The 24,809-nt window shown below is 41.7% G+C and carries 21 protein-coding genes; 8 read left to right on the plus strand and 13 right to left on the minus strand.

The window, feature by feature from the left end:
* Positions 1 to 350 precede the first annotated feature (350 nt).
* From secA to GVN16_RS04650, 3 genes are all read left to right on the plus strand, one after another.
* On the plus strand, positions 351 to 3,665 hold the full coding sequence (gene secA / locus GVN16_RS04640; protein ID WP_166562685.1) for a preprotein translocase subunit SecA: 3,315 nt from the start codon (positions 351 to 353) through the stop codon (positions 3,663 to 3,665).
* Positions 3,666 to 3,825: 160 nt separating this feature from the next.
* Positions 3,826 to 4,797, plus strand: a complete 972-nt coding sequence (gene nadA / locus GVN16_RS04645) for a quinolinate synthase NadA (RefSeq protein ID WP_166562686.1) — start codon at positions 3,826 to 3,828, stop codon at positions 4,795 to 4,797.
* Positions 4,798 to 4,930: 133 nt separating this feature from the next.
* Complete coding sequence (locus tag GVN16_RS04650) at positions 4,931 to 5,659, plus strand: 3'-5' exonuclease (protein ID WP_166562687.1); 729 nt, start codon at positions 4,931 to 4,933, stop codon at positions 5,657 to 5,659.
* 48 nt (positions 5,660 to 5,707) lie between these two features.
* On the opposite strand, the gene GVN16_RS04655 is transcribed toward GVN16_RS04650, so the two are convergent.
* Genes GVN16_RS04655 through GVN16_RS04665 form a run of 3 tightly spaced genes read right to left on the minus strand, consistent with a single transcriptional unit; the run spans position 5,708 to position 8,496 of the window.
* The gene (locus GVN16_RS04655; protein WP_166562688.1) at positions 5,708 to 6,577 is read right to left on the minus strand and encodes an FKBP-type peptidyl-prolyl cis-trans isomerase; all 870 of its coding nucleotides are present in this window, start codon (positions 6,575 to 6,577) and stop codon (positions 5,708 to 5,710) included.
* Positions 6,574 to 7,419, minus strand: a complete 846-nt coding sequence (locus GVN16_RS04660; RefSeq protein WP_166562689.1) for an FKBP-type peptidyl-prolyl cis-trans isomerase — start codon at positions 7,417 to 7,419, stop codon at positions 6,574 to 6,576. Before GVN16_RS04660 ends, GVN16_RS04655 begins: the two co-directional genes overlap by 4 nt.
* A gap of 27 nt (positions 7,420 to 7,446) precedes the next feature.
* Entirely contained in the window at positions 7,447 to 8,496 is a 1,050-nt protein-coding gene (locus tag GVN16_RS04665; RefSeq protein ID WP_166562690.1) for a bifunctional oligoribonuclease/PAP phosphatase NrnA, read from the minus strand.
* Positions 8,497 to 8,636: 140 nt separating this feature from the next.
* On the opposite strand from GVN16_RS04665, the gene GVN16_RS04670 reads away from it, so the two are divergent.
* Both GVN16_RS04670 and treA read left to right on the plus strand, forming a co-directional pair.
* Positions 8,637 to 9,056 carry a nucleoside-diphosphate kinase gene (locus GVN16_RS04670; protein ID WP_166562691.1) on the plus strand — a complete coding sequence of 140 codons (420 nt, stop codon included), beginning with the start codon at positions 8,637 to 8,639 and terminating at the stop codon, positions 9,054 to 9,056.
* 112 nt (positions 9,057 to 9,168) lie between these two features.
* A complete protein-coding gene (gene treA, locus GVN16_RS04675) occupies positions 9,169 to 10,758 on the plus strand; it encodes an alpha,alpha-trehalase TreA (protein ID WP_310587413.1) in 1,590 nt (529 codons plus the stop codon).
* Positions 10,759 to 10,831: 73 nt separating this feature from the next.
* On the opposite strand, the gene GVN16_RS04680 is transcribed toward treA, so the two are convergent.
* The 3 genes from GVN16_RS04680 to murF all read right to left on the minus strand — a co-directional run bounded on the left by GVN16_RS04680 (position 10,832) and on the right by murF (position 13,356).
* Positions 10,832 to 11,269, minus strand: coding sequence for a DUF5606 domain-containing protein (locus GVN16_RS04680; protein ID WP_166562692.1), 438 nt, complete (start codon positions 11,267 to 11,269; stop codon positions 10,832 to 10,834).
* Between the two features lie 77 nt (positions 11,270 to 11,346).
* A complete protein-coding gene (locus GVN16_RS04685; protein WP_166562693.1) occupies positions 11,347 to 12,051 on the minus strand; it encodes an SDR family oxidoreductase in 705 nt (234 codons plus the stop codon).
* 21 nt (positions 12,052 to 12,072) lie between these two features.
* A complete protein-coding gene (gene murF / locus GVN16_RS04690; RefSeq protein WP_166562694.1) occupies positions 12,073 to 13,356 on the minus strand; it encodes a UDP-N-acetylmuramoyl-tripeptide--D-alanyl-D-alanine ligase in 1,284 nt (427 codons plus the stop codon).
* A 72-nt stretch (positions 13,357 to 13,428) separates the two neighbouring features.
* On the opposite strand from murF, the gene GVN16_RS26275 reads away from it, so the two are divergent.
* A complete protein-coding gene (locus tag GVN16_RS26275) occupies positions 13,429 to 13,926 on the plus strand; it encodes a methylated-DNA--[protein]-cysteine S-methyltransferase (protein ID WP_310587414.1) in 498 nt (165 codons plus the stop codon).
* Between the two features lie 2 nt (positions 13,927 to 13,928).
* Here GVN16_RS26275 and GVN16_RS04700 read toward each other — a convergent pair whose 3' ends face one another.
* Together GVN16_RS04700 and GVN16_RS04705 are read right to left on the minus strand one after the other, a co-directional pair.
* A complete protein-coding gene (locus GVN16_RS04700) occupies positions 13,929 to 14,774 on the minus strand; it encodes an AraC family transcriptional regulator (RefSeq protein WP_166563114.1) in 846 nt (281 codons plus the stop codon).
* A 42-nt stretch (positions 14,775 to 14,816) separates the two neighbouring features.
* Positions 14,817 to 15,761: a glycosyltransferase family 2 protein gene (locus GVN16_RS04705; RefSeq protein WP_166562695.1), complete on the minus strand. Its 945-nt coding sequence runs from the start codon at positions 15,759 to 15,761 to the stop codon at positions 14,817 to 14,819.
* A gap of 214 nt (positions 15,762 to 15,975) precedes the next feature.
* Between GVN16_RS04705 and GVN16_RS04710 the strand changes: the two genes are divergently transcribed.
* Positions 15,976 to 17,115: an acyl-CoA dehydrogenase gene (locus GVN16_RS04710; RefSeq protein WP_166562696.1), complete on the plus strand. Its 1,140-nt coding sequence runs from the start codon at positions 15,976 to 15,978 to the stop codon at positions 17,113 to 17,115.
* 325 nt (positions 17,116 to 17,440) lie between these two features.
* Positions 17,441 to 18,364 (plus strand): AraC family transcriptional regulator, encoded by a 924-nt coding sequence (locus GVN16_RS04715; protein ID WP_166562697.1) that lies wholly within the window; start codon positions 17,441 to 17,443, stop codon positions 18,362 to 18,364.
* A 28-nt stretch (positions 18,365 to 18,392) separates the two neighbouring features.
* On the opposite strand, the gene GVN16_RS04720 is transcribed toward GVN16_RS04715, so the two are convergent.
* From GVN16_RS04720 to GVN16_RS04740, 5 genes are all read right to left on the minus strand, one after another.
* Positions 18,393 to 18,797 carry a hypothetical protein gene (locus tag GVN16_RS04720; protein WP_166562698.1) on the minus strand — a complete coding sequence of 135 codons (405 nt, stop codon included), beginning with the start codon at positions 18,795 to 18,797 and terminating at the stop codon, positions 18,393 to 18,395.
* Positions 18,798 to 18,882: 85 nt separating this feature from the next.
* A complete protein-coding gene (locus tag GVN16_RS04725) occupies positions 18,883 to 20,265 on the minus strand; it encodes an alkaline phosphatase (protein ID WP_166562699.1) in 1,383 nt (460 codons plus the stop codon).
* 231 nt (positions 20,266 to 20,496) lie between these two features.
* Positions 20,497 to 21,360, minus strand: a complete 864-nt coding sequence (locus GVN16_RS04730) for a M48 family metallopeptidase (protein WP_166562700.1) — start codon at positions 21,358 to 21,360, stop codon at positions 20,497 to 20,499.
* Between the two features lie 100 nt (positions 21,361 to 21,460).
* The gene (locus tag GVN16_RS04735) at positions 21,461 to 22,762 is read right to left on the minus strand and encodes a DEAD/DEAH box helicase (RefSeq protein ID WP_166562701.1); all 1,302 of its coding nucleotides are present in this window, start codon (positions 22,760 to 22,762) and stop codon (positions 21,461 to 21,463) included.
* Complete coding sequence (locus GVN16_RS04740) at positions 22,763 to 24,715, minus strand: hypothetical protein (protein WP_166562702.1); 1,953 nt, start codon at positions 24,713 to 24,715, stop codon at positions 22,763 to 22,765.
* Positions 24,716 to 24,809 lie beyond the last annotated feature (94 nt).

Consider the following 24,809-nt stretch of genomic DNA (forward strand, 5'->3'; position numbering starts at 1 on the left):
TTTCATAAGTCACCGGCAAGCTGAATTGGAAACTACGGGGCTTTTTCTGATAGGAAAAGGCCATACTAAATGAGGTTAAGGGCATATTCAAGACTATTTGTCAGTATTCCAGGGCCAAAAGTCCATGTAATTCAAAATCAGAATAACCCACTAATAACCAACATTTTAAATACGATATTCCGTGTACCCGGCTTGACCCGGTTGTCTGCCAAATTGACCATTCTTACCTAAAAAAAGATTTGCTGCACTATTCTTGCAGACAAACCGTTTGAAATAAGTAAATTTGCATTTTCCCTGAAAGTAAAATATTTACTAAACAGAAATATAATACTATATATAAAGATATTACGATGTTTAATTTTTTAACTAAAAGCATTACCAAAGTATTTGGTACGAAATCAGACAGAGACGTTAAGGAGCTTAATCCTTATGTAGACGCTACCAATCTTGAGTTTGCAAAACTGCAGAACTTATCGAATGATGAGTTCAGAGCCAAAACCAAAGAGCTTCAGGATTACATCCAGGAAAGACTTTCGGTAATCGATAATGAAGTAAAATCGCTGAAGGAAGGATTGGATAACAATCCTGAACAAACGGTGGATCAGAAAGAGTTTGTCTTCAAGAAGATTGACGAACTTAAAATCAAACGCAATGAAGAGCTTGAAAAAGTCTTATTGGATATACTTCCGAGAGGCTTTGCGATTGTGAAAGAAACCGCCAGAAGATTCAAAGAAAATGAAACCATCACGGTAACAGCTACTCATCTTGACAGGGAGCTGGCCATGAAAAAGTCTCATATAGAAATCCAGGGAGATAAAGCCATCTGGAAAAACGAATGGCTGGCTGCAGGTACTCTTGTGAAATGGGACATGCTTCACTATGACGTTCAGATCATCGGTGGTGCGGCTCTTCATAAAGGCAATATCTCAGAAATGGCTACAGGTGAAGGTAAAACACTCGTGGCAACTTTCCCGGCATTCCTTAATGCCCTTGCAGGCAAAGGCGTTCACATTGTAACCGTCAATGATTACCTGGCACGACGTGACTCTGAGTGGATGGGGCCTATCTTTGAATTTAACGGTATTACCTGTGATTGTATAGATAAACACCCTGCCAACTCGCAAGCCAGAAGGTCTGCCTACAATGCAGGAATCGTTTACGGAACCAACAATGAATTCGGCTTTGACTACCTTCGTGACAACATGGTGAATGACCCTCAGGAAATGGTGCAAAGAGAACACCACTACGCGATGGTCGATGAGGTTGACTCCGTTTTGATTGATGATGCCCGTACTCCGCTGATTATCAGTGGCCCTATGACCAAGAAAAACGATGATGAGCTTTTCAATACACTTAAACCAAGGGTTTCTCAGATTGTTGAAATGCAGAAAAACCTGGTTAACAATTATCTGATTGAAGCTAAAAAGCAAATAGCTGCAGGAAATAAAAAAGAAGGAGGGCTGGCCTTGTTCAGAGCCTTCAGGGGTTTACCTAAAAACAAGCCTTTGATCAAATTCCTTTCTGAAGTAGGTAACAAAAAACTGCTTCTTGAAACTGAGGCCATCTACCTGGCAGAAAACCAGAAACTGATGCCGGAAGCAGATGCTCCCCTCTATTTCACTATTGAAGAAAAAAACAATTCAGTTGAATTGACCGATAAAGGTATTGACTACCTGACAGGACACGATAATGACCCAAATTTCTTCGTGATGCCGGATTTGAGTATCACAATGGCGGAAATCGAAAATTCTGACCTGGTTGAACAGGAAAAAATCCTTAAAAAGGACGAACTGATCAGAGACTACTCTACCAAAGCTGAGCGTATTCACGCAGTCAACCAGCTCCTTAAAGCCTACACCCTGTTTGAAAAAGACGTGGAGTATGTCCTGATGGATGGTAAAGTGAAGATTGTGGATGAGCAGACAGGTCGTATCATGGATGGCCGTCGCTGGTCAGACGGGCTCCACCAGGCTGTTGAAGCCAAGGAGAACGTAAAAGTGGAAGATTCTACCCAGACTTACGCTACGATTACCTTACAGAACTACTTCAGGATGTATCACAAACTGGCCGGTATGACCGGTACAGCTGAAACTGAGGCAGGTGAATTCTGGAAAATATACAAACTAGATGTAGTTACGATACCAACCAACCGTAACATCATCAGGAATGACCACCAGGATAAAGTTTATAAAACCGTAAGAGAGAAATACAACGCCGTAGCTGACGAAATCGTGGAAATGGTTTCTATTGGTCGCCCGGTACTGGTAGGTACTACTTCGGTTGAAAACTCTGAGCTGATCAGCCGTATGCTGACAATGAAGAAAATCCCGCACCAGGTATTGAACGCCAAGCAACACGCCCGTGAAGCAGACATCGTGGCCGAAGCCGGTAAGCCGGGAACTGTAACCATCGCCACCAATATGGCCGGTAGAGGTACCGATATCAAGCTGACCGTCGACAGCCGCAATTCAGGTGGTCTGGCCATTATCGGTACAGAAAGACACGAATCAAGAAGGGTCGACAGACAGCTGAGAGGTCGTGCGGGACGCCAGGGAGACCCGGGTTCTTCACAGTTCTTCGTCAGTCTTGAAGACGGCCTGATGCGTATGTTCGGGTCAGACAGGATTGCGAAAGTGATGGACAGAATGGGTATGGAAGAAGGTGAAGTGATTCAACACTCCATGATCACCAACTCGATCGAAAGAGCACAAAGAAAAGTAGAAGAAAATAACTTTGGTATCCGTAAGCGTCTGATCGAATATGATGATGTCATGAACATTCAGCGTGATACCATCTACAAAAGAAGGAAAAATGCCCTTTTCGGAGACCGGCTTTCACTCGATATCGCCAATATTATCTATGATACCTGTGCCGACATCGTTTCTATCGCCAATCGCAATTACGATGAGTTTGAAGTAAGAAGCATGCAGAAATTAGGCTTCCAGCCTGAAATCAGCAGGGAAGAATTCAACAAACTGGGCGACAAAGTAACAGAGACACTTTACAACCTGGCTGAGAAGCACTATAAAATCAAGAACGATGCCATCAGGGCCAATATCGTCAATGTGCTTAACAATGTCAAAAACGACAGACAGATACAGTCAGACGAGCCGTTTATGGCAGTTGTAAGCGACGGCAATCAAAGTATTGCGGTATTCTGCGACATCAAAAAAACGCTTGAAACCGAAGGTCGTGAGCTGATCCTCGAAATGGAAAAAAGCATCACTTTAGGACTGATCGACCAGGAATGGAAGGAGCACCTGAGAGACATGGACGACCTGAAGCAATCGGTACAAAATGCCTCTTACGAACAGAAAGACCCTTTACTGATCTATAAATTTGAAGCCGTCGAGTTATTCAGAAACTTCCTGAACAAAGTCAACAGCGATACGGTAAGCTTCCTGGTCAAAGCGGGAATTGCCGAACTGAGATTCCATCAGTCGTCACCGGTGAAAGTCGATAAGCCGAAATTGTCAACCAACCGTGCGGATGAAGATGGGGAGTCTTCAGGAGCAGTGATGCTTGCCCCGGCAAAATCTCAGAAAGTAGCCAATAGAAATGACAAAGTGAATGTCCAGTACAGAGACGGTTCCGTTAAAAAAGATGTCAAATTCAAATATGTTGAAGAAGACGTCCTGAGTGGCAACGCCGTTTTGGTGGATTAATTTTCTATAAATCCTTTAAAAGACCTTCTGGATTTATCCGGAGGGTCTTTTCTGTTCAACACAATTGGCAAGGCTTAATTGTACTGATTCTAAAGTAGCGGAAGGACTGTTTTGAATCAATTTTTGGGGTTATTTTTGTTCATTAAATAACAGAGCTTCTATGTCCGATACCTTAATAACAGAAAAAATAGATTACGTAGCAGAGATTGCACGGCTGAAGAAAGAGAAAAATGCCGTCATTCTTGCTCATTACTACCAGACAGCCGACATACAGGATGTAGCCGACTACATTGGCGACAGTCTGGGTTTATCACAACAGGCAGCTAAAACCGAAGCCGACATCATCGTTTTTGCCGGAGTAAGATTCATGGCAGAAACAGCCAAAATATTGTCTCCAACAAAGAAGGTGGTCTTACCTGATATCAATGCGGGCTGCTCACTGGAAGAATCAGCCCCGGCTGATAAATTCAAAGCATTTAAAGATCAGTATCCTGATGCCCTTGTCATTTCATACGTCAACTGTTCTGCTGAGCTGAAAACCCTCACGGACATTGTATGCACAAGTACCAATGCCGTAAAAATCGTTGAAAGCTTACCGAAAGACCAGCAGATCATCTTTGCTCCTGATAAAAACCTGGGGGCCTACATCAATCGTGTAACGGGAAGAAACATGATCCTGTGGGATGGGGCCTGTATGGTACACGAAACTTTCTCAGGTAAAATGATTCAAGACCTTAAGGTCAAGCATCCGGCGGCCCTGGTCATTGCCCACCCTGAAAGTGAGCAATCTGTCCTTGATCATGCTGATTATATCGGCTCTACCACCGGATTGCTGAAGTATACCATAAGTAATCCTAATAATGAGTTTATTGTCGCTACAGAATCAGGCATTCTTCATCAGATGAGAAAAGCCTCTCCTGGCAAGAAATTCCATGTGGCCCCTACTTCAAGAAACGGACATGCCTGCAAAGCCTGCTCAGACTGCCCGCATATGAAGTTAAACACCATGGCAAAACTCTATTATTGCCTGAAAGACGAAACTCCGGAAATTATTCTGCCGCAATCAATTATTGAGGCGGCTCAAAAGCCTATCGAAAGAATGCTGGAGATTTCTGCTCAATTCGGATTGTAATCCTTTTTGAAAAATAATATTTAAAAAAGCGGCTACGGGCCGCTTTTTTGTTGAATTAATTGAAATAAAAGTTTTCTTGATAAATTCATAATTGTTTGCTTATTTACCGACTGCAAACTTAAACCCGCTCATTATGCAAAACCTAAACCAGCAACTTAAAAACACCTTGTTTATTGACATTGAAACGGTGTCCAGCCATGCTTCATTTACTGAAATGGATGACCGGAAGCAAAAGCTATGGGAGAAAAAATCTTCTACATTTAAAAGCGATACAGATAAAACTCCTCAGGATTTTTTCCAGGAAAAGGCAGCCATTTTTGCCGAATTCGGAAAAGTCATTTGTATAGGCATGGGGGCCTTTTATGAAAATAAGGAGGGTGAACTTTGCTTTAAGGTCAAATCACTGGGTGGCGACGATGAGAAAGCCCTCTTAATCGATTTTAAGAACATCATTGAAGACCATAAATCAAAAAAAGACCTCATCCTTTGTGCCCACAACGGAAAGGAATTCGATTTTCCTTATTTATGCAGGAGAATGCTGGTCAATGGTATAACCCTGCCGCATATTCTGAAAATATCAGGAAAAAAGCCGTGGGAAATTAACCATGTTGATACGATGGAGCTATGGAAATTCGGTGACTATAAGCACTTCACTTCCCTTGATCTGCTTTCTGCCATCTTTGACATACCTTCCAGCAAGTCCGAAATAGACGGTTCTGACGTAAACAGGGTGTATTATGAAGAAAAAGATCTGGAAAAAATACAAAAATACTGCAGGGCGGATGTAGTGGTATTGGCTCAGCTTTTTCTGAAACTCAACGGAGAGGGCCTTATTCCTGAAGAGAGAATATTTCAATCTTAAAAAAAATGCCGGAATTATTTCCGGCATTTTCTGTTAGTATCTGTCCTGTTATTTTACACTGACAATTTCAATATCAAACATAAGTGGCGTATAAGGTGGTATTTTCCCATCCTGAGTACCTGTCGTACCATATCCAAGACTTGATGGGAACACAAACCGGGCTTTCTCTCCTGTTTTCAATTTTTTAACACCTTCTTCAAAACCGGCTACGACCTGGCCAACTCCCATGTTCAGATCAAAAGTTCCTGCATTAAATGATTTCTCCGTTAAAAATTTTCCATCATACTTAAGATTCACAACACTTTTATCTGTAATAGCAGTTCCCGTCGGATTTTCAGCATTTAAACGTATTATTCTCAATCCCGAAGCTGTCTTTTCATTTACAGTCAATTTCTTCTTAAAAACATACTCATCTATCCTGTCATCTTCAGACACCAATTTTACAACTTCGATATCGGCCCTGATCACTGCCCAATTGGGTACCCCTGCCGGTGGACTGTCCTGATAGGCAAGATATCCCGGAATTAGAAACACTCCTTTTTCACCTTCCTTCAAGGTAAAAAGAGCCCTGAGAAAACCTTCGAAACCCTTACTTAGAAAAAAGCTAAATCTTGTAGAATCACTCTGAACCTTCTGTTCAATTACTTTCCCGTCCAAGGTGGACAGTTTATAATTGATATCAAGATCATACGCGACACCCGTAGCTCTTCCACCGGGATTTTCTTGCGTAATCTGATAGTATATTTTAAGATCCGTTTTTATATAAGGTTCACCGCTTTTAGCAACATAAGCATCTATCTCTTTTTCATTGTCTTTGATAGATTTCTCAACGTCACCTTCAATAAACTTACCTAAACAAGAACCAAGAATAAAGGGTAAAGCAAGAAGAATAACCCAGGATTTTTTGTTTTTCATCATTTTCTAATATCAATTAATTCAATTTCAAATACCAAAGATGTATTTGGAGGAATAACTCCACCTGCACCTTGCTCGCCGTAAGCCAGTTTAGAAGGGATCACGAATGTACTTTTACCACCTTTTTTCATGGTAAGAAGTGCTTTGTCCCAACCCGGAATAACCGCTCCTGATCCAACAACAAATGTAAACGGCTCGTTTGGAGCAGACTGATCGAAAGGTTTTCCACCTTCCATAAACTTACCTATATAATTAACTATAACGCTGTCACCGGCTACAGGCGTTGCCCCGGTGCCTATTTTATTTTCAGAATACTGAATTCCATCAGCAGTTTTGATCGGATTTTTCAGATTTTTAGCTGCATATTCATCAACAAATTTGCCTTCGTTGACTTTTTTATCGTTCATTTCTTTTTCGAACTCTTTCATGGTCTGGATTTTTCTCATCTTAACCGTGAATTTCAAATCACTGCCTTTCGTTACGCCCGGAGGAAGCGGCTGCTGAATTTTAGTAAATAATGAGTCGGCACTTACCAGGACAGTGGTACTGTCGCCTTCAGCAATATGGAAAAGGGCGTTTTCAAACGAGCCTTTGAACTGACCTTTCTGAAGAGGCACTTTGAAAGGCTGTCCTTCTTTATATGTATCTTTAAAAACTGAGTCAATCGAAGATTTAATCACTAGATCAAAGGTTAAAATATCACCTTCTTTTCCGACTTTTTTAGAATCACCTTCCTCATGTATCTGAAGACGATCCCCGTTCTCCGTTTTGGTTACTTTGAACTGATCACAAGAAAGCAAGGCTACGGCCGCAAACACACCTAATACTGAATTTACTAATTTCATTGATTATTTATTTTAATGATTCTAAAACTATGATTTTGGTTGGGACAATAATTGATTTTTATAAAATGGTAACAAATTTAAGAACTTTTGCTCAGTTTCTTCTAAATTAAGATCCGACTTTCCTCCGGCAGCATTATGATGTCCTCCCCCGCTGAAATGATCACGGGCCAGCTGACTTACAGAAAACTCATCCACAGACCTGAAAGAGATTTTGATCATCTGGTCTTTTTCTATGAATATGACGGACATCACCGCATCCTTGATAGATAAACCGTAATTGACAATACCTTCTGTCTCCCCGTTTTTTGAATTGTACTGTTTGAGTTCACTTTCAGAAATCTTCATATAAGCTACCCGGTATTCAGGCAGATATACCATCTTTTTGCTCAACACATATCCCAGAAGCCTGAGCCTGTCAAATGAATTGGTATCAAACAGGTCGCGGTTGATTTTGTTGGGTCTTACTCCTTTTCGCAGTAACTCTCCGGCTATCCTGTGCACTTCAGGGCCTGTACTGTCAAATTTAAATGACCCTGTATCGGTCAATATCCCCGTATAGAGACAATTGGCAGCATCAAGACTGATTCTACCGGTAAGGTCAAGGGCTTCGATAAGCTGATAAACCAGCTCGCAGGTAGAAGAGGCCAGCTCATTCCAGAAAACAAAATCAGCAAACTGATCCGGCTCCTGGTGATGGTCAATCAGGACCTTAACGGCAGATGAATTACGGACAAGCTCTTCCATGTCTTTAAGCCTCCCCAATGAAGAAAAATCAAGACAAAAAATGGCATCGGCCTCACTGATCAACTGTCTGGCTTGCTCTTTGGCAGAAGACTCAAAATTCAAAACGTCTTTAACCCCCGGCATCCATCCCAGAAAATCTGTATGGTCTGTAGGGCTTATTACCGTGATCTTGTGAATATCGAATGATTTGAGAAAAAAATACAAACCCAGGGAAGAGCCAAAGGCATCTCCATCAGGATTTTGATGGCTCGTAATTACAAATTTACCAGGATTATTCAGTAATTTATAGAACGCATTTAACCTCTCTTCACTCTCCGTAAAAAATCTTTTCATATACAAAATTTTCGGAGACAAAGTTACGAAGGTTATTTTGTAAACGAATTTTTAATGCACCTAATTTTAGAAAACGCTGATTGTTACATTGATTTTAACTATTTTTGCATACTTTTTTATTAATCAAAACCAAAAGAAAGATGGCGAATAACAGAACTTTCACTATGATAAAACCACATGCCGTTGCTGATAATAACGTAGGTGGAATAATTAAACTAATCGAAGAGGGTGGTTTCAGAATAGTGGCAATCAAAAAACTTCAGTTAACCCCGGGACAGGCAGGAAAATTCTATGAAGTTCATAAGGAAAGGCCTTTTTACGGTGAACTTTGTGAGATGATGTCTGAAGGACCTATTTTCCCGATGATCCTTGAAAAAGATAATGCGGTAGCAGATTTCAGAACACTGATCGGATCAACGGATCCTGCAGAAGCAGCTGAAGGCACCATCAGGAAAGTATATGCTAAATCAAAAGCTGAAAATGCGATACACGGCTCAGATTCTGATGAAAATGCAGCTATAGAAAGTTCGTTCTTCTTTTCAGAATTAGAAAGGTTTTAATGGCTTTTATTGTTTAGCGAGGTCTCTGTGATCTCGCTAAATCAACTAATTCCAGCGTAATTAACTCTCCTTGAATACTCCCGGCTTTTTATAACCAACTAAAGATATTACTGTGTTAAAAAACATTTCACTCTGCTTTTTTTTAATTCTGTTTATTTCATGCGGTGAATCTGTAAAGAAGAAAGAATACAAATCTCCGGACGAAACTTACGGAAAACTCTTTGAAGACGTACAATTAAAAGCAGTATTCCCCGATTCAAAAACTTTTGCCGATGGCATTCCGCTCTACAAACCTGAAGATATTCTGAAGGCGTACGAAACCGAAAAAAAACAAAGCGGGTTTGACCTGAAAGCCTTCGTTTTAAAAAACTTCAGGTTCTCCAAGCCGGACACCAATTCAGTCAGTATTACTACTGACAGCTCTGTCGCTAACCATATCAATGCCCTCTGGCCTTTACTGACCCGTAAACCTAAAGACGACGGAGGAAGCCTTATTCCGCTGAGAAAAGAGTATGTAGTGCCCGGCGGAAGATTCGGAGAAATTTACTACTGGGATTCTTACTTTACGATGTTAGGACTTCAGGCCGCCCGCAAAGACACGCTGGTGGAAAACATGGTGCTTAACTTCGCACAGCTGATCCAGGATTTCGGACACGTCCCTAATGGTAACCGCTCTTATTATCTCAGTCGCTCCCAGCCCCCTTTCTTTTCTCTTATGGTGGAGCTGCTGGCTGAGATGAAAAATGATGATCAGATTTATGTAAGAAATACCGCCCAGCTTCTTAAAGAGTACCAGTACTGGATGGCGGCAGAATCTAAAGAAGAAGCCATAAAACAGGCAGAAGCCAAAGCCACCAACCATAAAGCTTATCGTAAAGCCGTTTTCCTGAAAGACGATCAGTTACTTAACAGGTATTACGACGAATCGGATACCCCGAGACCGGAGGCCTATAAAGAGGATGTAAAAACAGCACTGAAATCAGGAAGAGACAAAAAAGATGTTTACCGCCACCTGAGGTCCGGTGCCGAATCTGGCTGGGATTATTCTACAAGATGGTTTAAAGATGAGCAAAATATCACCTCTATACATACCACAGAAATTATCCCTGTTGATCTAAATGCCCTGCTTTATCACCTGGAGATTGTCCTCGCGAAGGCTTATCGGGTAGGCAAACAGGAAACTTATGCCAAGAGCATGGAAACCCTGGCGGCCAAGAGAAAGGCTGTTTTCGACACCTATTTCTGGAATGAACAAAAAGGCTTTTATTTTGACTACGATTTTGAGGCAGGAAAACAAAAAGACGTTTATTCACTCGCCGCTGTTTATCCTTTGTTTATGGGGATTGCCTCTCCGCAGCAGGCAGAGAAAGTGTCACGAGTCCTGGAAAAGAAATTCCTGATGCCGGGTGGACTAACCACCACCCTGACAAAAAGCGGACAACAGTGGGACGCTCCGAATGGCTGGGCACCTTTACAATGGATAGCGATTCAGGGCCTCCGTAAATATCAATACCGTGAGCTGGCCAATGAAATCAAATATCGCTGGGTACAAAACAATCAAAGGGTTTATAAAAACACCGGAAAACTGGTGGAAAAATACAACGTGGAAAATGTTGCCCTCAAAGGTGGTGGCGGAGAATATCCGCTGCAGGATGGGTTCGGCTGGACCAACGGGGTTCTGCTTCGTCTGCTTTCTGAATAAAAAACGTATGCCTTTGTAAACAAAAAAGGGTTATTGCCAATGTGACAATAACCCTTTTTTACTTATTCATTTCTTATTTCTCCGCTTCAGCTTCTTCAGAAGCAGCCTTCACTTCAAAAATTTCAGGCAAATTCTTTGACAAAAGATTGTACCACTGAATGATCTTCTTCACATCTGTGTGATATACTTTCTCGCGGTCATAATCAGGCATGATCTTCTCAAAGAACGAGAAGACATCTTTATTTGAAACCGTTTTAACATCTATTTCTACCTTCTCCCCATGCAATTCCCTGATTTTAAAGAAAATATCGGACAATGGTGTAGATTTATTATAATCTTCACTGTAGATGGATATTTCTTTCAAAACCGAGACTTTGGCATTGGCATTCACCATCTCACGTTTCTTTACGTCATCCAATGACTCAACGATGACACCGGTTCTTCCCGGCTTTACAATCCTGTACAATCCCGGCTTGCCTGAAATATTAGCTATCTCCTGTAATAATTCCATATTTATTTATTGATTTTTCTAAAAACGACGCAAAGTAAGCAAAAAATTAGCTGCTTTTGAAATATAATTATCTAAGATCAGATATCGCCCAGTTGAGGCCGCATGATAATTTCCTCAATAACAACACTGTCAGACAACGAAAAAGCCGACCAGATGGTAGCTGCAACATCCTCAGGCTGAATAAATCTTTCAGACGGTAAATCAACTCCCGCCCATGAATTTGTCAGGGTGGCCCCCGGCATTACGGAACTCACCTTTACCCCGAAAGGCTTGAATTCTTCTCTCAGGCTTTTACTGAATCCCAGTAAGGCAAACTTGGAGATGGTATAAGATCCGCCATTGTCGTAAGCTTTAAGACTGGCGATGGAACACATATTGAAGATATAACCTTTCTTTTGCTCCAGGAACTTCCCGGCCAATGAACGCGTCAGATGATAAGCACTGTAAAGGTTCGTACTGATCTGTTTTTCAAGCGTACCCTCCTCTTCCGAAATGATGTTTCCCTGGACAAAAACACCGGCGTTATTTACCAACACAGCAATGGGCGACTGTATTTTCTTCACAAACTCACCAAACTCAAGCACCTCCGCTTTATCAGCTACATCAGTCTTTTTGATGAAACAATTGACCTGATACTTACTTTCAATATCAGATTTTAAATCTTCGAGGTCTTGTTGTGACCTGGCACAAACCGCCACATCGTAACCCTGCTGTGCAAATTTTTCGGCCAAAGCTTTTCCTATTCCTTTGGTACCTCCTGAAACAACCACCAATTCACGCATAAAACTTATTTTAATTCGATATTAAAGAAACCTCACCACACTTTCAAGACCCACTCCCCTGGAACCCTTGATCAGAATGCAGGCGTTTTCAATTTTTTTATCCTCCAGCCAGTTATGTAACGAAAATTTATCTGTAAAATAGTACGCCTGGGGCAAATGGACCAGGGCATGTTTCATATTCTCTCCATATAAAACAACCAAACCGAAATTGCCTTCTGCCACCAGCCTGCCCAACTCGGCATGTTCATGGTCTGAATATTCTCCCAGCTCAAACATATCCCCCAAAATCACGACCTTCTGTTTTGAGGTCTCCAGGTTAATAAAGTTTTTCAGCGAGGCCGCCATCGAAGACGGATTGGCATTGTAAGCATCCATAAACAAAGAGTTTGACCCTTGTTCTATAATCTGTGACCGGTTATTATCCGGATTGTAGCCGGCTATGGCTTCACAGGCGTCTTCTTCAGGCACTTCAAAGTGCAATCCTACCGCAAACGCTGTCTGCATATTTTCAAAATTGTAATACCCAGACAGGTGCGAGAAATAGGTCTTATCTCCTTTGGTAAAGCTGATCCTCGGACTTTCATGCTCCAGTTTCAAAGTATGATCATCAGATCCGTAATAAACGATCTTGTCAAAACTCCGGGTAGATGCCATATCCAGCAAAACCGGGTTTTTATCATTGATAAACACCGTCCCGTGATGATGCGAAAGAAAATCGAACAACTCCCCCTTCCCTTTTTTGACGCCTTCAACACCTCCGAAGCCCTCCAGATGTGCTTTGCCTACATTGGTGATAAAACCATGGGTGGGCTCACAGATATTACAAAGCATCTCAATTTCCTTCTGATGATTGGCCCCCATTTCTACCACCGCCATTTCACAGTCGTCCTTGATAGAAAGTAAGGTCAGGGGCACTCCGATATGGTTATTTAAATTACCCTTTGTAGCGTAAACCACATATTTTTTTGACAAAACACCCGACAAAAGCTCCTTATTCGTCGTTTTCCCGTTAGATCCGGTAAGACCGATGACAGGAAATGCAAAAGTCTTCCGGTGAAAATTTGCCAGATCCTGAAGGGTTTTCAAAACATCTTCAACGACAATAAATCTTTCATCAGCTGCAAATTCTGCCTGATCAATGACCGCAAGACCTGCACCTGCCTCCAATGCCTGTGCGGCGAATTCGTTGGCATTGAATTTATCACCTTTCAAGGCAAAAAATATAGAACCGGGTTCTATTTTCCTTGTGTCGGTTGAGATCCCTGATGAATTTTTAAACTTAGCGTATAATTCTGATATGCTCATTTCTTATTATTCTCTTTTCAAAACCAAAGTTCAGGGTTTTTGCTTAGATTCGTATTAAAATTCATCAAATAAGTGGAAGAAAAATTTTCAGCCTGTTTACTTCAGAAACATTTTAAGATTGAAGTGCTCACCAACTCCGATGCCGTGCTTGCCATATCTTTTCGTGACCTCGATTTTGCAGAAACTGAACACAACCGGGAACAACCTGAAATTCTTAAATCAGCACTTCAACAACTTTCTGAATATTTTGACGGACAAAGGGAGGAATTTGACTTTAAAATAGCTCCTGAAGGTACCGATTTCCAGAAAAAAGTATGGGATGAACTCCTCAAAATACCCTTTGGAAAAACCATCAGCTACAAAGAACTCGCCAAAAGACTCGGAGATGAAAAAGTGATCAGGGCTGCAGCGTCTGCCAATGGTAAAAACCCGATCGGCATCGTCATTCCCTGCCACAGGGTCATTGGAAACTCAGGAGACCTGGTGGGTTACGCCGGGGGACTGAGCCGTAAAAGAGCATTGCTGGACCTGGAAAACAGTGTGAAGAACGGTGTTCTGGAATTGTTCTGATTTCAGAGTTTATTGGGTGTCACCCCAAAATGACTTTTAAATGCTTTGATGAAATGCGACACGCTGCTATAGCCGGTGGCCTCAGAGACTTCCATTACGTTGGCATCCCTGGTTTTCAGAAGAAATGCGGCATGTTCCAGTCTTTTATTTTTGATCCAGATGCCCGGTGACACTCCGAATTCTTTTTGAAAATCCCTTTTAAAAGCAGAAAGACTCCGTCCTGACATCCTCGCCAGCTCATTCAGATTAAAAGGCTTCAGATAATAGTTATTGATCAGATATTGAAGATCCGTTTTCTGTCCGGCATAGATGGAAAACAACAATATCTTCAGTTGATTTTTCTGGTCAAACTCCAGTAAATGCAATAAAAGCTCCTGGAGTTTGAGTTTGAGAAACTGATTCAGGTAAATGGTTTTCGACTTAAAATAAGGCAGCAATGACTCGACATATTTCCCGAAAGTCTCATTTGAACTTAAGGTAAGCAGCCTGCTCATATCTTTAGGGGTGGAAGAAATATCTTCAAAAAGTTCGAGGTGCTGGGTCACAAATTCCTTCAGCAATTTCTCATCAAAGAAAAATACCAGGCTTTTATAAGACTCATTGATTGACTCCGACATCAGGTAATATCCACGGCGGATAAAAAGCACGTCCCCTTTCTTAACCCTTACTTCCTGGTCGGGGCTGCTGAATATCTTGTCCCCCTCAATGACATAAATCACTGCGTTTTCTTCAAAAAAGACATCATTTTTAGAGGGATAAACATCACTTCTGTAGGCCACAAAAGTAGAATCCTGAATCTTTAAAGACTCAAACTGCTCGGCTTTTATTTCTGACGGGACCCTCAGCATACTTTCTTCCATGTTAGAAAATTCAGAGAACCGGCTGCAGACCTATTTTTTCTCAATCACCTCTTCGATGACAAAAAACGGTCTTCTTTTAACTTCAATATAGATCCTTCCGATATACTCACCCAGAATCCCTAAAATAATCAGGATCACTCCACCCAGGAAATACATCCCCACAGCTAAGGTAGCTGTGCCGGGGGTTTCTCCCGGAGAATGCCCGAAAATCTTAAATCCTATAATCCGGTGAACGATAAAGAAAAAACCTACCAGAAATGAAGGAATAGCGATGATAAAGCCTAAATAAGTGGCCATTCTCAGCGGGAAATTTGAAAATCCGAACAGCCCGTCCAGGGCAAGTTCCATCAGCTTTTTGAAGGTGTATTTCACTTCTCCGGCCGCCCTTTCTGCTCTTTCATACTTCACACCTATCTGCTTAAACCCTGCATAAGCCCGTAATCCACGGACAAACCGTACCTGCTCCGGCATCTCTTTCACAATGGTATTAACAACTTTCCTGTCCATCACACAGAAATCGCCTGAATCCAGCGGGATCTCAATATCTGAAATCCAGGCCAGTATCCTGTAAAAAGCGGCATAGGCAATTTTCTTAAAAAAGCCTTCCTTTCTTTTAGTTCTGACAGCATATACCACATCATATCCTTCTCTCCACTTATCCAGGAACCGGTGCAATTCTTCCGGCGGATCCTGCAAGTCACCATCCATAATAACTACACAATCACCCTTAGCTGACTGAATTCCCGCGGAGATAGCGGGCTGGTGGCCAAAATTCCTGGAAAGCTTAATTACCCTCACACAGTCATCAGCAGCTGCAAACGACTTCATTATATCAAGGGAGTTGTCTCTGGATCCATCATCTACCAATACAATTTCGTAAGACTCTCCCCATGAAGGAGCTGCGTTTTTCAATCTTGAATAAAGGTGCTGGAGGTTTTCTTCTTCGTTAAATATGGGTATAACTATCGAAATCATGTATTAGATTTTATAATATTAACTGCAAATCTACTTGGTTTAGATCAATTTTAGTAATCTTCCTTTCAATCAATTGAACAAATTACAAAAAAATAAACCGGGAAAAGTCAAAACCTGCCCCTATTTCTTATATTGTTATGCTTGCATACTATTATTTTGAAATGTATATTTGGAAAGTCAACGCTTAAAATCAAAACATTGAATTAACTAATTTATGGATTTCACATTATCAGAAGAACACATTTCTGTACAGCAGGCGGCGAGAGACTTCGCTCAGAACGACCTTTTTCCAGGTGTTATTGAAAGAGATATTGAAACCAGATTTCCGGCAGCCCAGGTAAAGAAAATGGGTGAGCTCGGCTTTATGGGAATGATGGTTTCACCGGAATACGGTGGTGGCGGTATGGATACGCTCAGCTATGTGCTGGCCATGGAAGAAATAGCCAAGGTTGATGCGTCAGCCGCCGTGGTTATGTCTGTTAACAACTCATTGGTGTGCTGGGGACTTGAGAAATACGGCACAGAAGCCCAGAAAACAAAATATCTGACGCCTCTGGCTTCAGGCGAGGTCATCGGAGCATTCTGTCTGTCAGAACCCGAAGCGGGCTCGGATGCGACATCGCAGAAAACAACCGCTGAAGACCAGGGTGACACCTATTTATTAAACGGGACAAAAAACTGGATCACCAACGGCAACAGTTCGTCCATTTACCTGGTGATGGCTCAGACGCACCCTGAACTCAAACATAAAGGAATCAACTGCCTGATTGTAGAAAAAGGCTGGGAAGGCTTTTCTGTTGGAAAAAAAGAAGACAAAATGGGCATCCGGGCTTCCGATACCCACTCCCTGATGTTTTCTGACGTAAAAGTACCTAAGGAAAACAGGATCGGTGAAGATGGTTTCGGTTTCAAATTCGCGATGGGTACGCTCAACGGCGGAAGAATCGGCATAGCAGCCCAGGCCCTCGGGATAGCGGCGGGAGCTTATGAACTGTCCGTCAAATATTCAAAAGAAAGAAAAGCCTTCGGAAAATCTATTTCCGAGCACCAGGCCATTCAATTTAAACTGGCAGATATGCGGACGAGAATCGAAGCCGCACGATTACTGGTTTATAAGGCAGCGAGAGTAAAAGACATGGGGCATGATTATGTAGAAGCCGCCGCGATGGCCAAACTCTACGCCTCAGAAGTGGCGATGTGGGTGACCACTGAAGCCGTACAGATTCACGGAGGATACGGATATGTCCGCGAATACCATGTGGAAAGAATGATGAGGGATGCCAAAATCACCCAGATTTACGAAGGGACTTCTGAAATTCAAAAAATGGTCATAGCCCGGGAAATATTAAAGTAAAAACATAAAGTATTGTACTATTTTGATGGGGGAGAAATCCCCTTTTTTTTGTTTAAAATGATTATTTCTATGTTTTTTACTAATTTTTTTGTACCCGTTAAATAAATTTTTCAAGGTATTTATAAGACTTTTTATAGAAAAAACCGCATTTTTGATACTAAATATATGATTTATTAAACATCCTCCATTAATATTACACTTGCATCTTAAAAAAAATTTATTAGATTTGTACAAACTAATTTGTTTTTTCGTTGTTATTACTGTTAATACATAATATCGATAAACTACTTTACAAATAAGCCATTAATATTTAAACTCTTTATATATGGAGGATTATAATAAAATATTAGAATCACTAGGCGTTAAGTTTGGCAAAGCCAGACATATTAACATTCTCCAGCCTATCACTATCAAAAGTTTTTATGACGTTGAAAATACCCTCCTGGTACTTTATAACGGAGATGTAAAACTTGAAGGTGTTGACGAGAAAATTGAACCGGGAGACATGCTGTTTATTCCGGGTGGTAAAGCCGCCACAATCACTTATGGTGTGGGTGAGCCGAAACCTATCTCTTACGAAGAATTCATGACCCGTCGTGAGCACTATTTTGAGCCCATGACCGATCCATCTGAAATAGGAAAAGTAAAAAACTCCTGCGGACTGATCGCTTTTGAAGCCAAAGTTTTTGACTCTGTCAACTTCTTTACTTCTCTGGATATCCCGCCGTTTTTTATCCATAAAAATACCAAACTGGCTAACCTGATCAAAGAAATCCTGATTGAGGACTTTACGGATGAAGCCGGACGCGGAAGGGTAATTTCCAACAAAACAGAAGAAGTTGTTATTGAAATCGTCAGATTTATCCTGAGAAACAGGATGTTTGTGGAGCAACTGGCCACCAACAGTACCTATTTCAAAGACCCGCGTTTGATCGACATATTTACTTATATCAAAAATAACATTGATGGTGATTTGTCAAACAAACAACTTGCGAATGTAGCCAACGTTTCTGAAGATTATGTAGGTCAGTATTTCAAAATGCTTACCGGTATCAATCCTCAGGACTACATCGAATACCAACGTATGGAAGCGGCTGTTACTTTGCTGAGAACAACGAAGAAAAGTATCAGGGCCATTGGTTCGGATGTCGGATATAAAGACACAGCGTATTTCTGCCGCAGGTTCAAGATGATGTTCGGTATACCTGCCGGAAAAATGAGAAGAAGAGAATCATTGATGATAGGATAATTGAAAGCCGGATATTTTCCGGCTTTTTTTATTCATGGAGAATACCGTCTTTCTCCAGCATCCGGATATGGATAATGTTTTTATCACTGATACTGTCAGGCACAAAGAGATAACGCTTATCAAAAAGCTTATTATCGGCCTGATAACTCACCCAGTATTCATTATTGAGATGAAACACCCCCTGGTCAATGATTTCAATTTCCTGAAACCCCAGGGCAGGCACTTCCTCAAAAAAATGTCTCAGAACACTGGTCTTTTGTTCCCCTTCTTTTGTATCTCCAAAACCTGAGGAGGTAACGAGCACATTCTTCAGATCAAAATCATTTTTATTCAGCAGGAATACCTTCCATAAATAAGTACCGTCAAAATTTTGCTCCCTGGCCACAGCCACACAAACATTTTTTACTTCCGGAATTTCAATGTCGTTTTTCATGGTGCAAAAATACAAAAAGCAACAATGAAAATCATCGTTGCTTTAAAGGACTTAAACCTATTTTACGAAAATCTAATTTAATTTTTCAGCTTTTAACTTCTGTTGCGGTCAACATCAGTTCGTGTAAATCAGTATTTTTAACAAAAGAATTCAGCAATTCACTTCCAGGACCGAAGGCAGCCAGTTCTACAAAATCACCGGAGTGGTCCATTGAAGCCCAACCTATGGAAGTATGCGAAGACTGGATTTTAGCCAGTTTTTCAAAGGGCAGTTTCTTCGGATTATATATACCGTTTTCTTCCACGCCGGCATAACTTTCAAGTAAAGACCAGGCATTCTGAGGTTTGATCACTATCCCCTGGGCATATTCTATTCTTTCAATGACCTGCGAAACAGAAGTATTCACATTAATTCCGTTCAGTATCCAGTCGTTGGTATGTTTAAATTTCTGGATTTTATCGAAGTTTTTCCCACTGAAAAGCCCCGGATTGGCATTGCCATGATCTGTAGTAATGATTACCAGCGTTTCTTTATCCGCTTCTGCAAAATCAATCGCTACTTTTATGGCTTCATCAAAGGCTATCTGGTCATAAAGCAAGCCTCCTGTGTCATTTGAATGGGCAGCCCAGTCTACTTTGCCCCCCTCTACCTGTAGAGCAAAGCCTTTAGGATTACCCTTCATCTGGTTGATGGCAGCCAGTGTCATCTCTGCCAGTGTGGGGATATTTTCCTTCAATCGGGCATCCTGCTGATGATCAAGTGTAAAAGGTAAGCCGCTTTCACTGAAAACAGCCATTACCGGAGCACCCTGCTTTATTTTATTCATCTCTGCCTTTGATCTGGCTACCTGGAATCCCGCAGAAGTATATTCAGAGAACATATCTCTTTTATCCTTGCGTTTGTCGGCACTAAAAACCTCTGTTCCTCCACCCATCATAACATCAAAACGCAGTTTCATGTATTGATCAGCAATTTCATCCATACTGCCGCGACTCTGGCTGTTGACACAAAAACCCGCGGGGGTGGCGTGGGTGATCTGAACAGTCGTAACACAACCCACAGATTTCCCCGCGGACTTAAATTTCTGAAGAATGGGTTTATACTCCTCTCCGTTGGGGCCAATATTGAGCGAACCGTTGTTAACCCTTTTACCTCCTCCCCAGGAAGAACTCGCTGCAGCAGAATCCGTCACCAATGAATTAGCTGACGCCGTATCCATCAAAGCCCTTTTCACCCTGTTGTCCTTGTATAACTGAATCCAGGTACTCGTTTTGCCGAATTGCTGTTGCAGTAATAAATCGGCCATATTAAGTGTTCCGGTACTCATCCCGTCACTGACCAGGAAAATCACATTTTTTGCTTTATTCTTTTTGGAAGGCTTATCAAAAGCACTGACGTTCAAAGGGTTGACAAAAGCAGCACCTGTGGCAGCCAAAGCCCCTTTTCTAAAAAAATCTCTTCTTCTCATGATATCGTTAAATCGGGTATTGAATCAGATTTGTTCCGAGGAAGAAACACAGAAGAAGGATAATATTTTTTACTTCATCGGCTTAATCACATCCGGAGAACAATAATGAGTCAAAATTACCACGATATTACAGATAAACCGGGGACAGAAATGGTTCTTAATGATATGATAATATGGATTCTCTGATCGGGACCTCCGGTCGGAAAAAGAGAATATTAAGGAAGAGAAGGATTACTCGGGCTTTCTGAAAATGCCTTTAGGGTCGGCTTTTCTGCTCAGCAGCTCTGTCAGGATATCGAGACTGACTTCTTCGGGAGCATGGTTATAGCCCTTATGGAAATTCTCCCAGGCTTCATCCAGCTTGTTTTCGACAATATTCGCAACCGTCAGCTGCATATAAGCATTGGTATATTCGGGCTGAATGGCTACGGCTTTATAAAGCAGTTCGTAGGCTTTAATGAGATCTTCAGGAGAAGATTTTTCAACAGAGCAGGAGATGTATACGGTGGCCAGGTCAACCATCAGGCTCACATTAGGCTGATCATTGATTTCAATGCCTCTTTTCATCCATTTGGCAGCTTTCTGAGCACTGCCGCTTTGGTATTCTACCACGCCGAGCCCCCAGAAGGCATCAGGGTTTTCATTGTCAAGTAACCAGGCCAGGTTAAACCGGTGAATAGCCAGGTTTTTGTTCCCCTCAGCCAGGTATTCCCAACCCATTTTAGCAAAGAAATCGCTAGCTTCTATCCTGTTTTTGAAGTTCTTGTCACAATCCGAAATAAACATCTGGTCTTCCAGCTGTTGGTTTTCAGTTTTCAGATACTCTCCGAACAAGGGCAGATAGTTAATGTCCACACCCGCAGGAGCAAGTTTGTTAACCACCACCACATCATACGATTCGGAAGTTGAGGTTCCTGTGTTGCTCTGTTTAGACTTGGGAGCAGACGGAACCGTTGCCTGTGAAGCAGAAGAAAGTGCGTTTGAAGACGGCACAAGAACAGCCTTATTCGAAACCACACTGGACTTCAAAACGGCTTGTGAAAAACACAATACAGGGATTTGTGCTATGATGCACACATACAAAACTCTTCTCACTGTGATCTTGCTGTTGGTTATGCAACTTTAAAACGCAGTACCTGCAAAAATATTTAAAAAAATTGAATTTTATCAAAAAAGTCAACCTGTTTTTAAAACTTTACTTTCTTTTTCTATGACTTTTTGAAGTCTTCTGTTTCGGTTTCGCTCCTATTTTGTATTTCTTTTCATGAAACGCCCCTCTAAAGTCCGGATCATCCTTCTTTCTCTGGGCGTCAATCTCCCTGAGCATCATTTGTTTTTCCTCTACAGGGGTTTCAACGACCTCCACCAAACCCGGGATCTCTTCCAACGGAATGGTGGTTCTGATGATTTTTTCGATCTTGGCCAGGTGATATTCCTCGGCAGGTGTCATAAAAGTAATGGCCTCACCTTCGTGATTGGCTCTTCCGGTCCTTCCCACCCTGTGTACATAATCTTCATAAATGACCGGCACGTCAAAATTGATGACGTGACTCACCTCGTTGATATCAATCCCCCTGGAAGCCACGTCGGTAGAAACCAGGATTTTGATCTTGCCCTCTCTGAAATCATCTATGGCATTGATCCTTGTATTCTGACCTTTATTGGCATGAATGACCCTGACCTGATCCTGGCTCAGGACCTTCCTCTCCAGAAACTTATGTATGTTATCAGCAACAGCCTTGGTTCTGCAGAAGATAATGGCTCTCGGAATATATTCATTATCAATCAGATGCTCCAGCAAATTGATTTTTGTCCTGAAATTAGGCACTTTAAACAATCGCTGGCTCACTGTGGTGGCCGTGGTAGCCTGCGGTGTGATTTCTATTCTTAATGGGGCTTCCAGAAACTCCTCCGACAGCTTTTCTACCCTCGGTTGAAAAGTGGCTGAAAACAAAAGGTTTTTCCTTTTTCTCGGAATGATCTCGAGAATCCTCCTGATCTGCGGCATAAAGCCCATATCCATCATTTTATCAGCCTCATCCAGCACCATGTATTGCAATTGCTTGGTGATGATTTCGCTTTTAAGATAGAGGTCCATAAACCTCCCGGGCGTAGCCACGATGATATCGACTCCCTTTTGCAGGATTTCTATCTGTGTTTTAGGGCCCAGGCCACCATAAATAGCCACATGGCGGATGTCTGTGTATTTACCGAGATCAGAAATAGCCGCATCAATCTGCATAGCCAGCTCACGTGTGGGTGCCAGAATCAGACAGCGGGGATCATTGCCCTGGGCATATTTGATTTTCATCAGCAAGGGTAAAAGATAAGCCGCTGTTTTTCCCGTGCCGGTTTGTGCAATTCCCAGCACATCATGCCCTTGCATAATAAGCGGAATCGCCTTTTCCTGGATCGGAGTAGGCTCGGTATAACCCAGCTCTTCAACAGCCGTTAAAAGTTGTTTGTTTAAATCAAAAACTGAAAATTTATTTTCCATCTATTTTATTTCTTCTAATGATACTTTAAACTCCCGCTCAAATCCCCAAGACTGATTGGAAAAAAATCTCATACTAACAATCTCCGTATTGATAGTACCTTTATAAATATTGAATTCCGCGAATTCTTTGTTGGTGGTGACTTTACGGTTGGCCAATACGCCGCCTCTCAGGATTGAAGGGGGAATACGGTAAGTTTTATGTTGTCCGTCAGCGTAATTAACCTCACATTTTAAATAAGGGGGCTGAAAAAACAACCGGGCCAGTTTACCCAATATACTGTATTGAACATCCGCCTTCAGGTAAATCAGTTTTGCCCTGGTCGGAATGTATAATTCTTCATTGAGATTTCCTGTTTTGGTTTTCTTTGAAAGTTCTTTTACGGCCAGGCTATCCGATTGCCTGTCAAGTCTTTCAAATACGAACAAAGTATCCGACTGAATAGTTACAGTATCTTTGATGGCATATTTTTTAAACAGGGCCAGGTAAGCACCTTTATCCACCCAGATCGGATTCTGTTCCCTGAAATCACTGACAGAAGCGAGCACAATTTCGGGGGCACCGGCCGAGAAATATTTCTCTTCGTTTTTAAAGGCCAGCCAGTCGCTGTTGGCCTGGTAAGACTGAATAACCGGCCTGGAGTTGTATTTGAGGCGGTTAAAGAAGATATAGGACACTTCCCATGGCATGATATCCACAGACTTGCTGCCAATCCTATTCAGTACTTCCTGAGGGAGTTTTCGTTGCTCATTGAAGTGCTCATTTTTAAAATTATTCTCATAGTCATAATTAAAGAGAGCACTGAAATAATTTACAGGATTTTTATATTTAATGGCTTTAAAAACTGCCGAAGGGCGGGTAGCTTCTGCCGATAGAGCAGCAGGCAGCATGAATCTGTAGTATTCTTTCACGTTATAACCTGCCATCGAAAACCTCACAAACTGGGTAGCAAGCAACTGCACCGCCAACACCGTCACAAACAATACGGCCCTCTGACGCTGATCGGTTTTAAGGGCAAAAAGATAAATCAGCAAAGCCAATGGCGGCATAAAAAGGAAGAATCCGAAAATGTTATAATGTCCTACAGCGGTATGGGCTTGCTTAAACATCAGGAACCAGCTCAGACTGATCAGCAGATACAGATAAAGGTTATCCTTGAAAGATCCGGAATTTCTGATCACAAAAACAAAGACAAAAATGACAATCAAACTCTCAAATGCCAGGAGTATATATAGTTCAGCCGGCTTCAGCAACATGGCCGCCATGGCATCCTGGTACGCATCTATGATCTTTAAACTGGCTTGTAAATAGTGATACAGGTCCACATGAAGCAATATGCTTAATCCGAAAATCAATCCGGTCAGAGCCACGATCACTACGACCACCGTGAGTGTTGAGAAAACAGAAACGATCCTGAAATAAGCCAGTGAAACCAGCAATAATCCTAAAGCGATCATGCTGAGGTTAACTTTGATGAAGAAGATCAGCACAACGAATATCATGCAAAGCAAAAGGGCCGCTGTCACCCTGGTTATTCTGGCATACATCAGCCAGAACAACAGGAAATAAAATAAGGTAAAGGAAATATCTGCAATAAAACCCCACGGCAGCAAGACTACCACAGCAAACAAAGCCACCCATTTCCATTTATCCCCTGCTTGCTGCATGGCCAGCCTGATGATGAACAGGAAATTAAAAAGAACGAAAAGCTGAAACAAAAATGAAAACCACGGAGATACACTTTCAGGCAAAGCCAGGGTATTGAGGTAACCCAGTGGACCATAATTAAAAATAAAATCCTTCCCAAAAACATAGCCTTCGTTTACAGCCATCACCAGCGAAACCCACCATGAAGGGTCAATTCCGGGTTCTCCGTACAGATAAGGCATGGTAGTAGAAAAGAACAAAATCGAAAAAAAAGCTAAAAAGAGATTTTGTTGATTTTGGGGTCTCATTGGGACAAGTTTTTAATTTATAAAAGCAAATTAAAATAAATAAACCCTGACAAAAAATAATTTCATCAGGGTTAAGATTATTTTCTTAAGAACA

The organism is Emticicia sp. CRIBPO, assembly GCF_009905725.1.
Lineage (GTDB): Bacteria > Bacteroidota > Bacteroidia > Cytophagales > Spirosomataceae > Leadbetterella.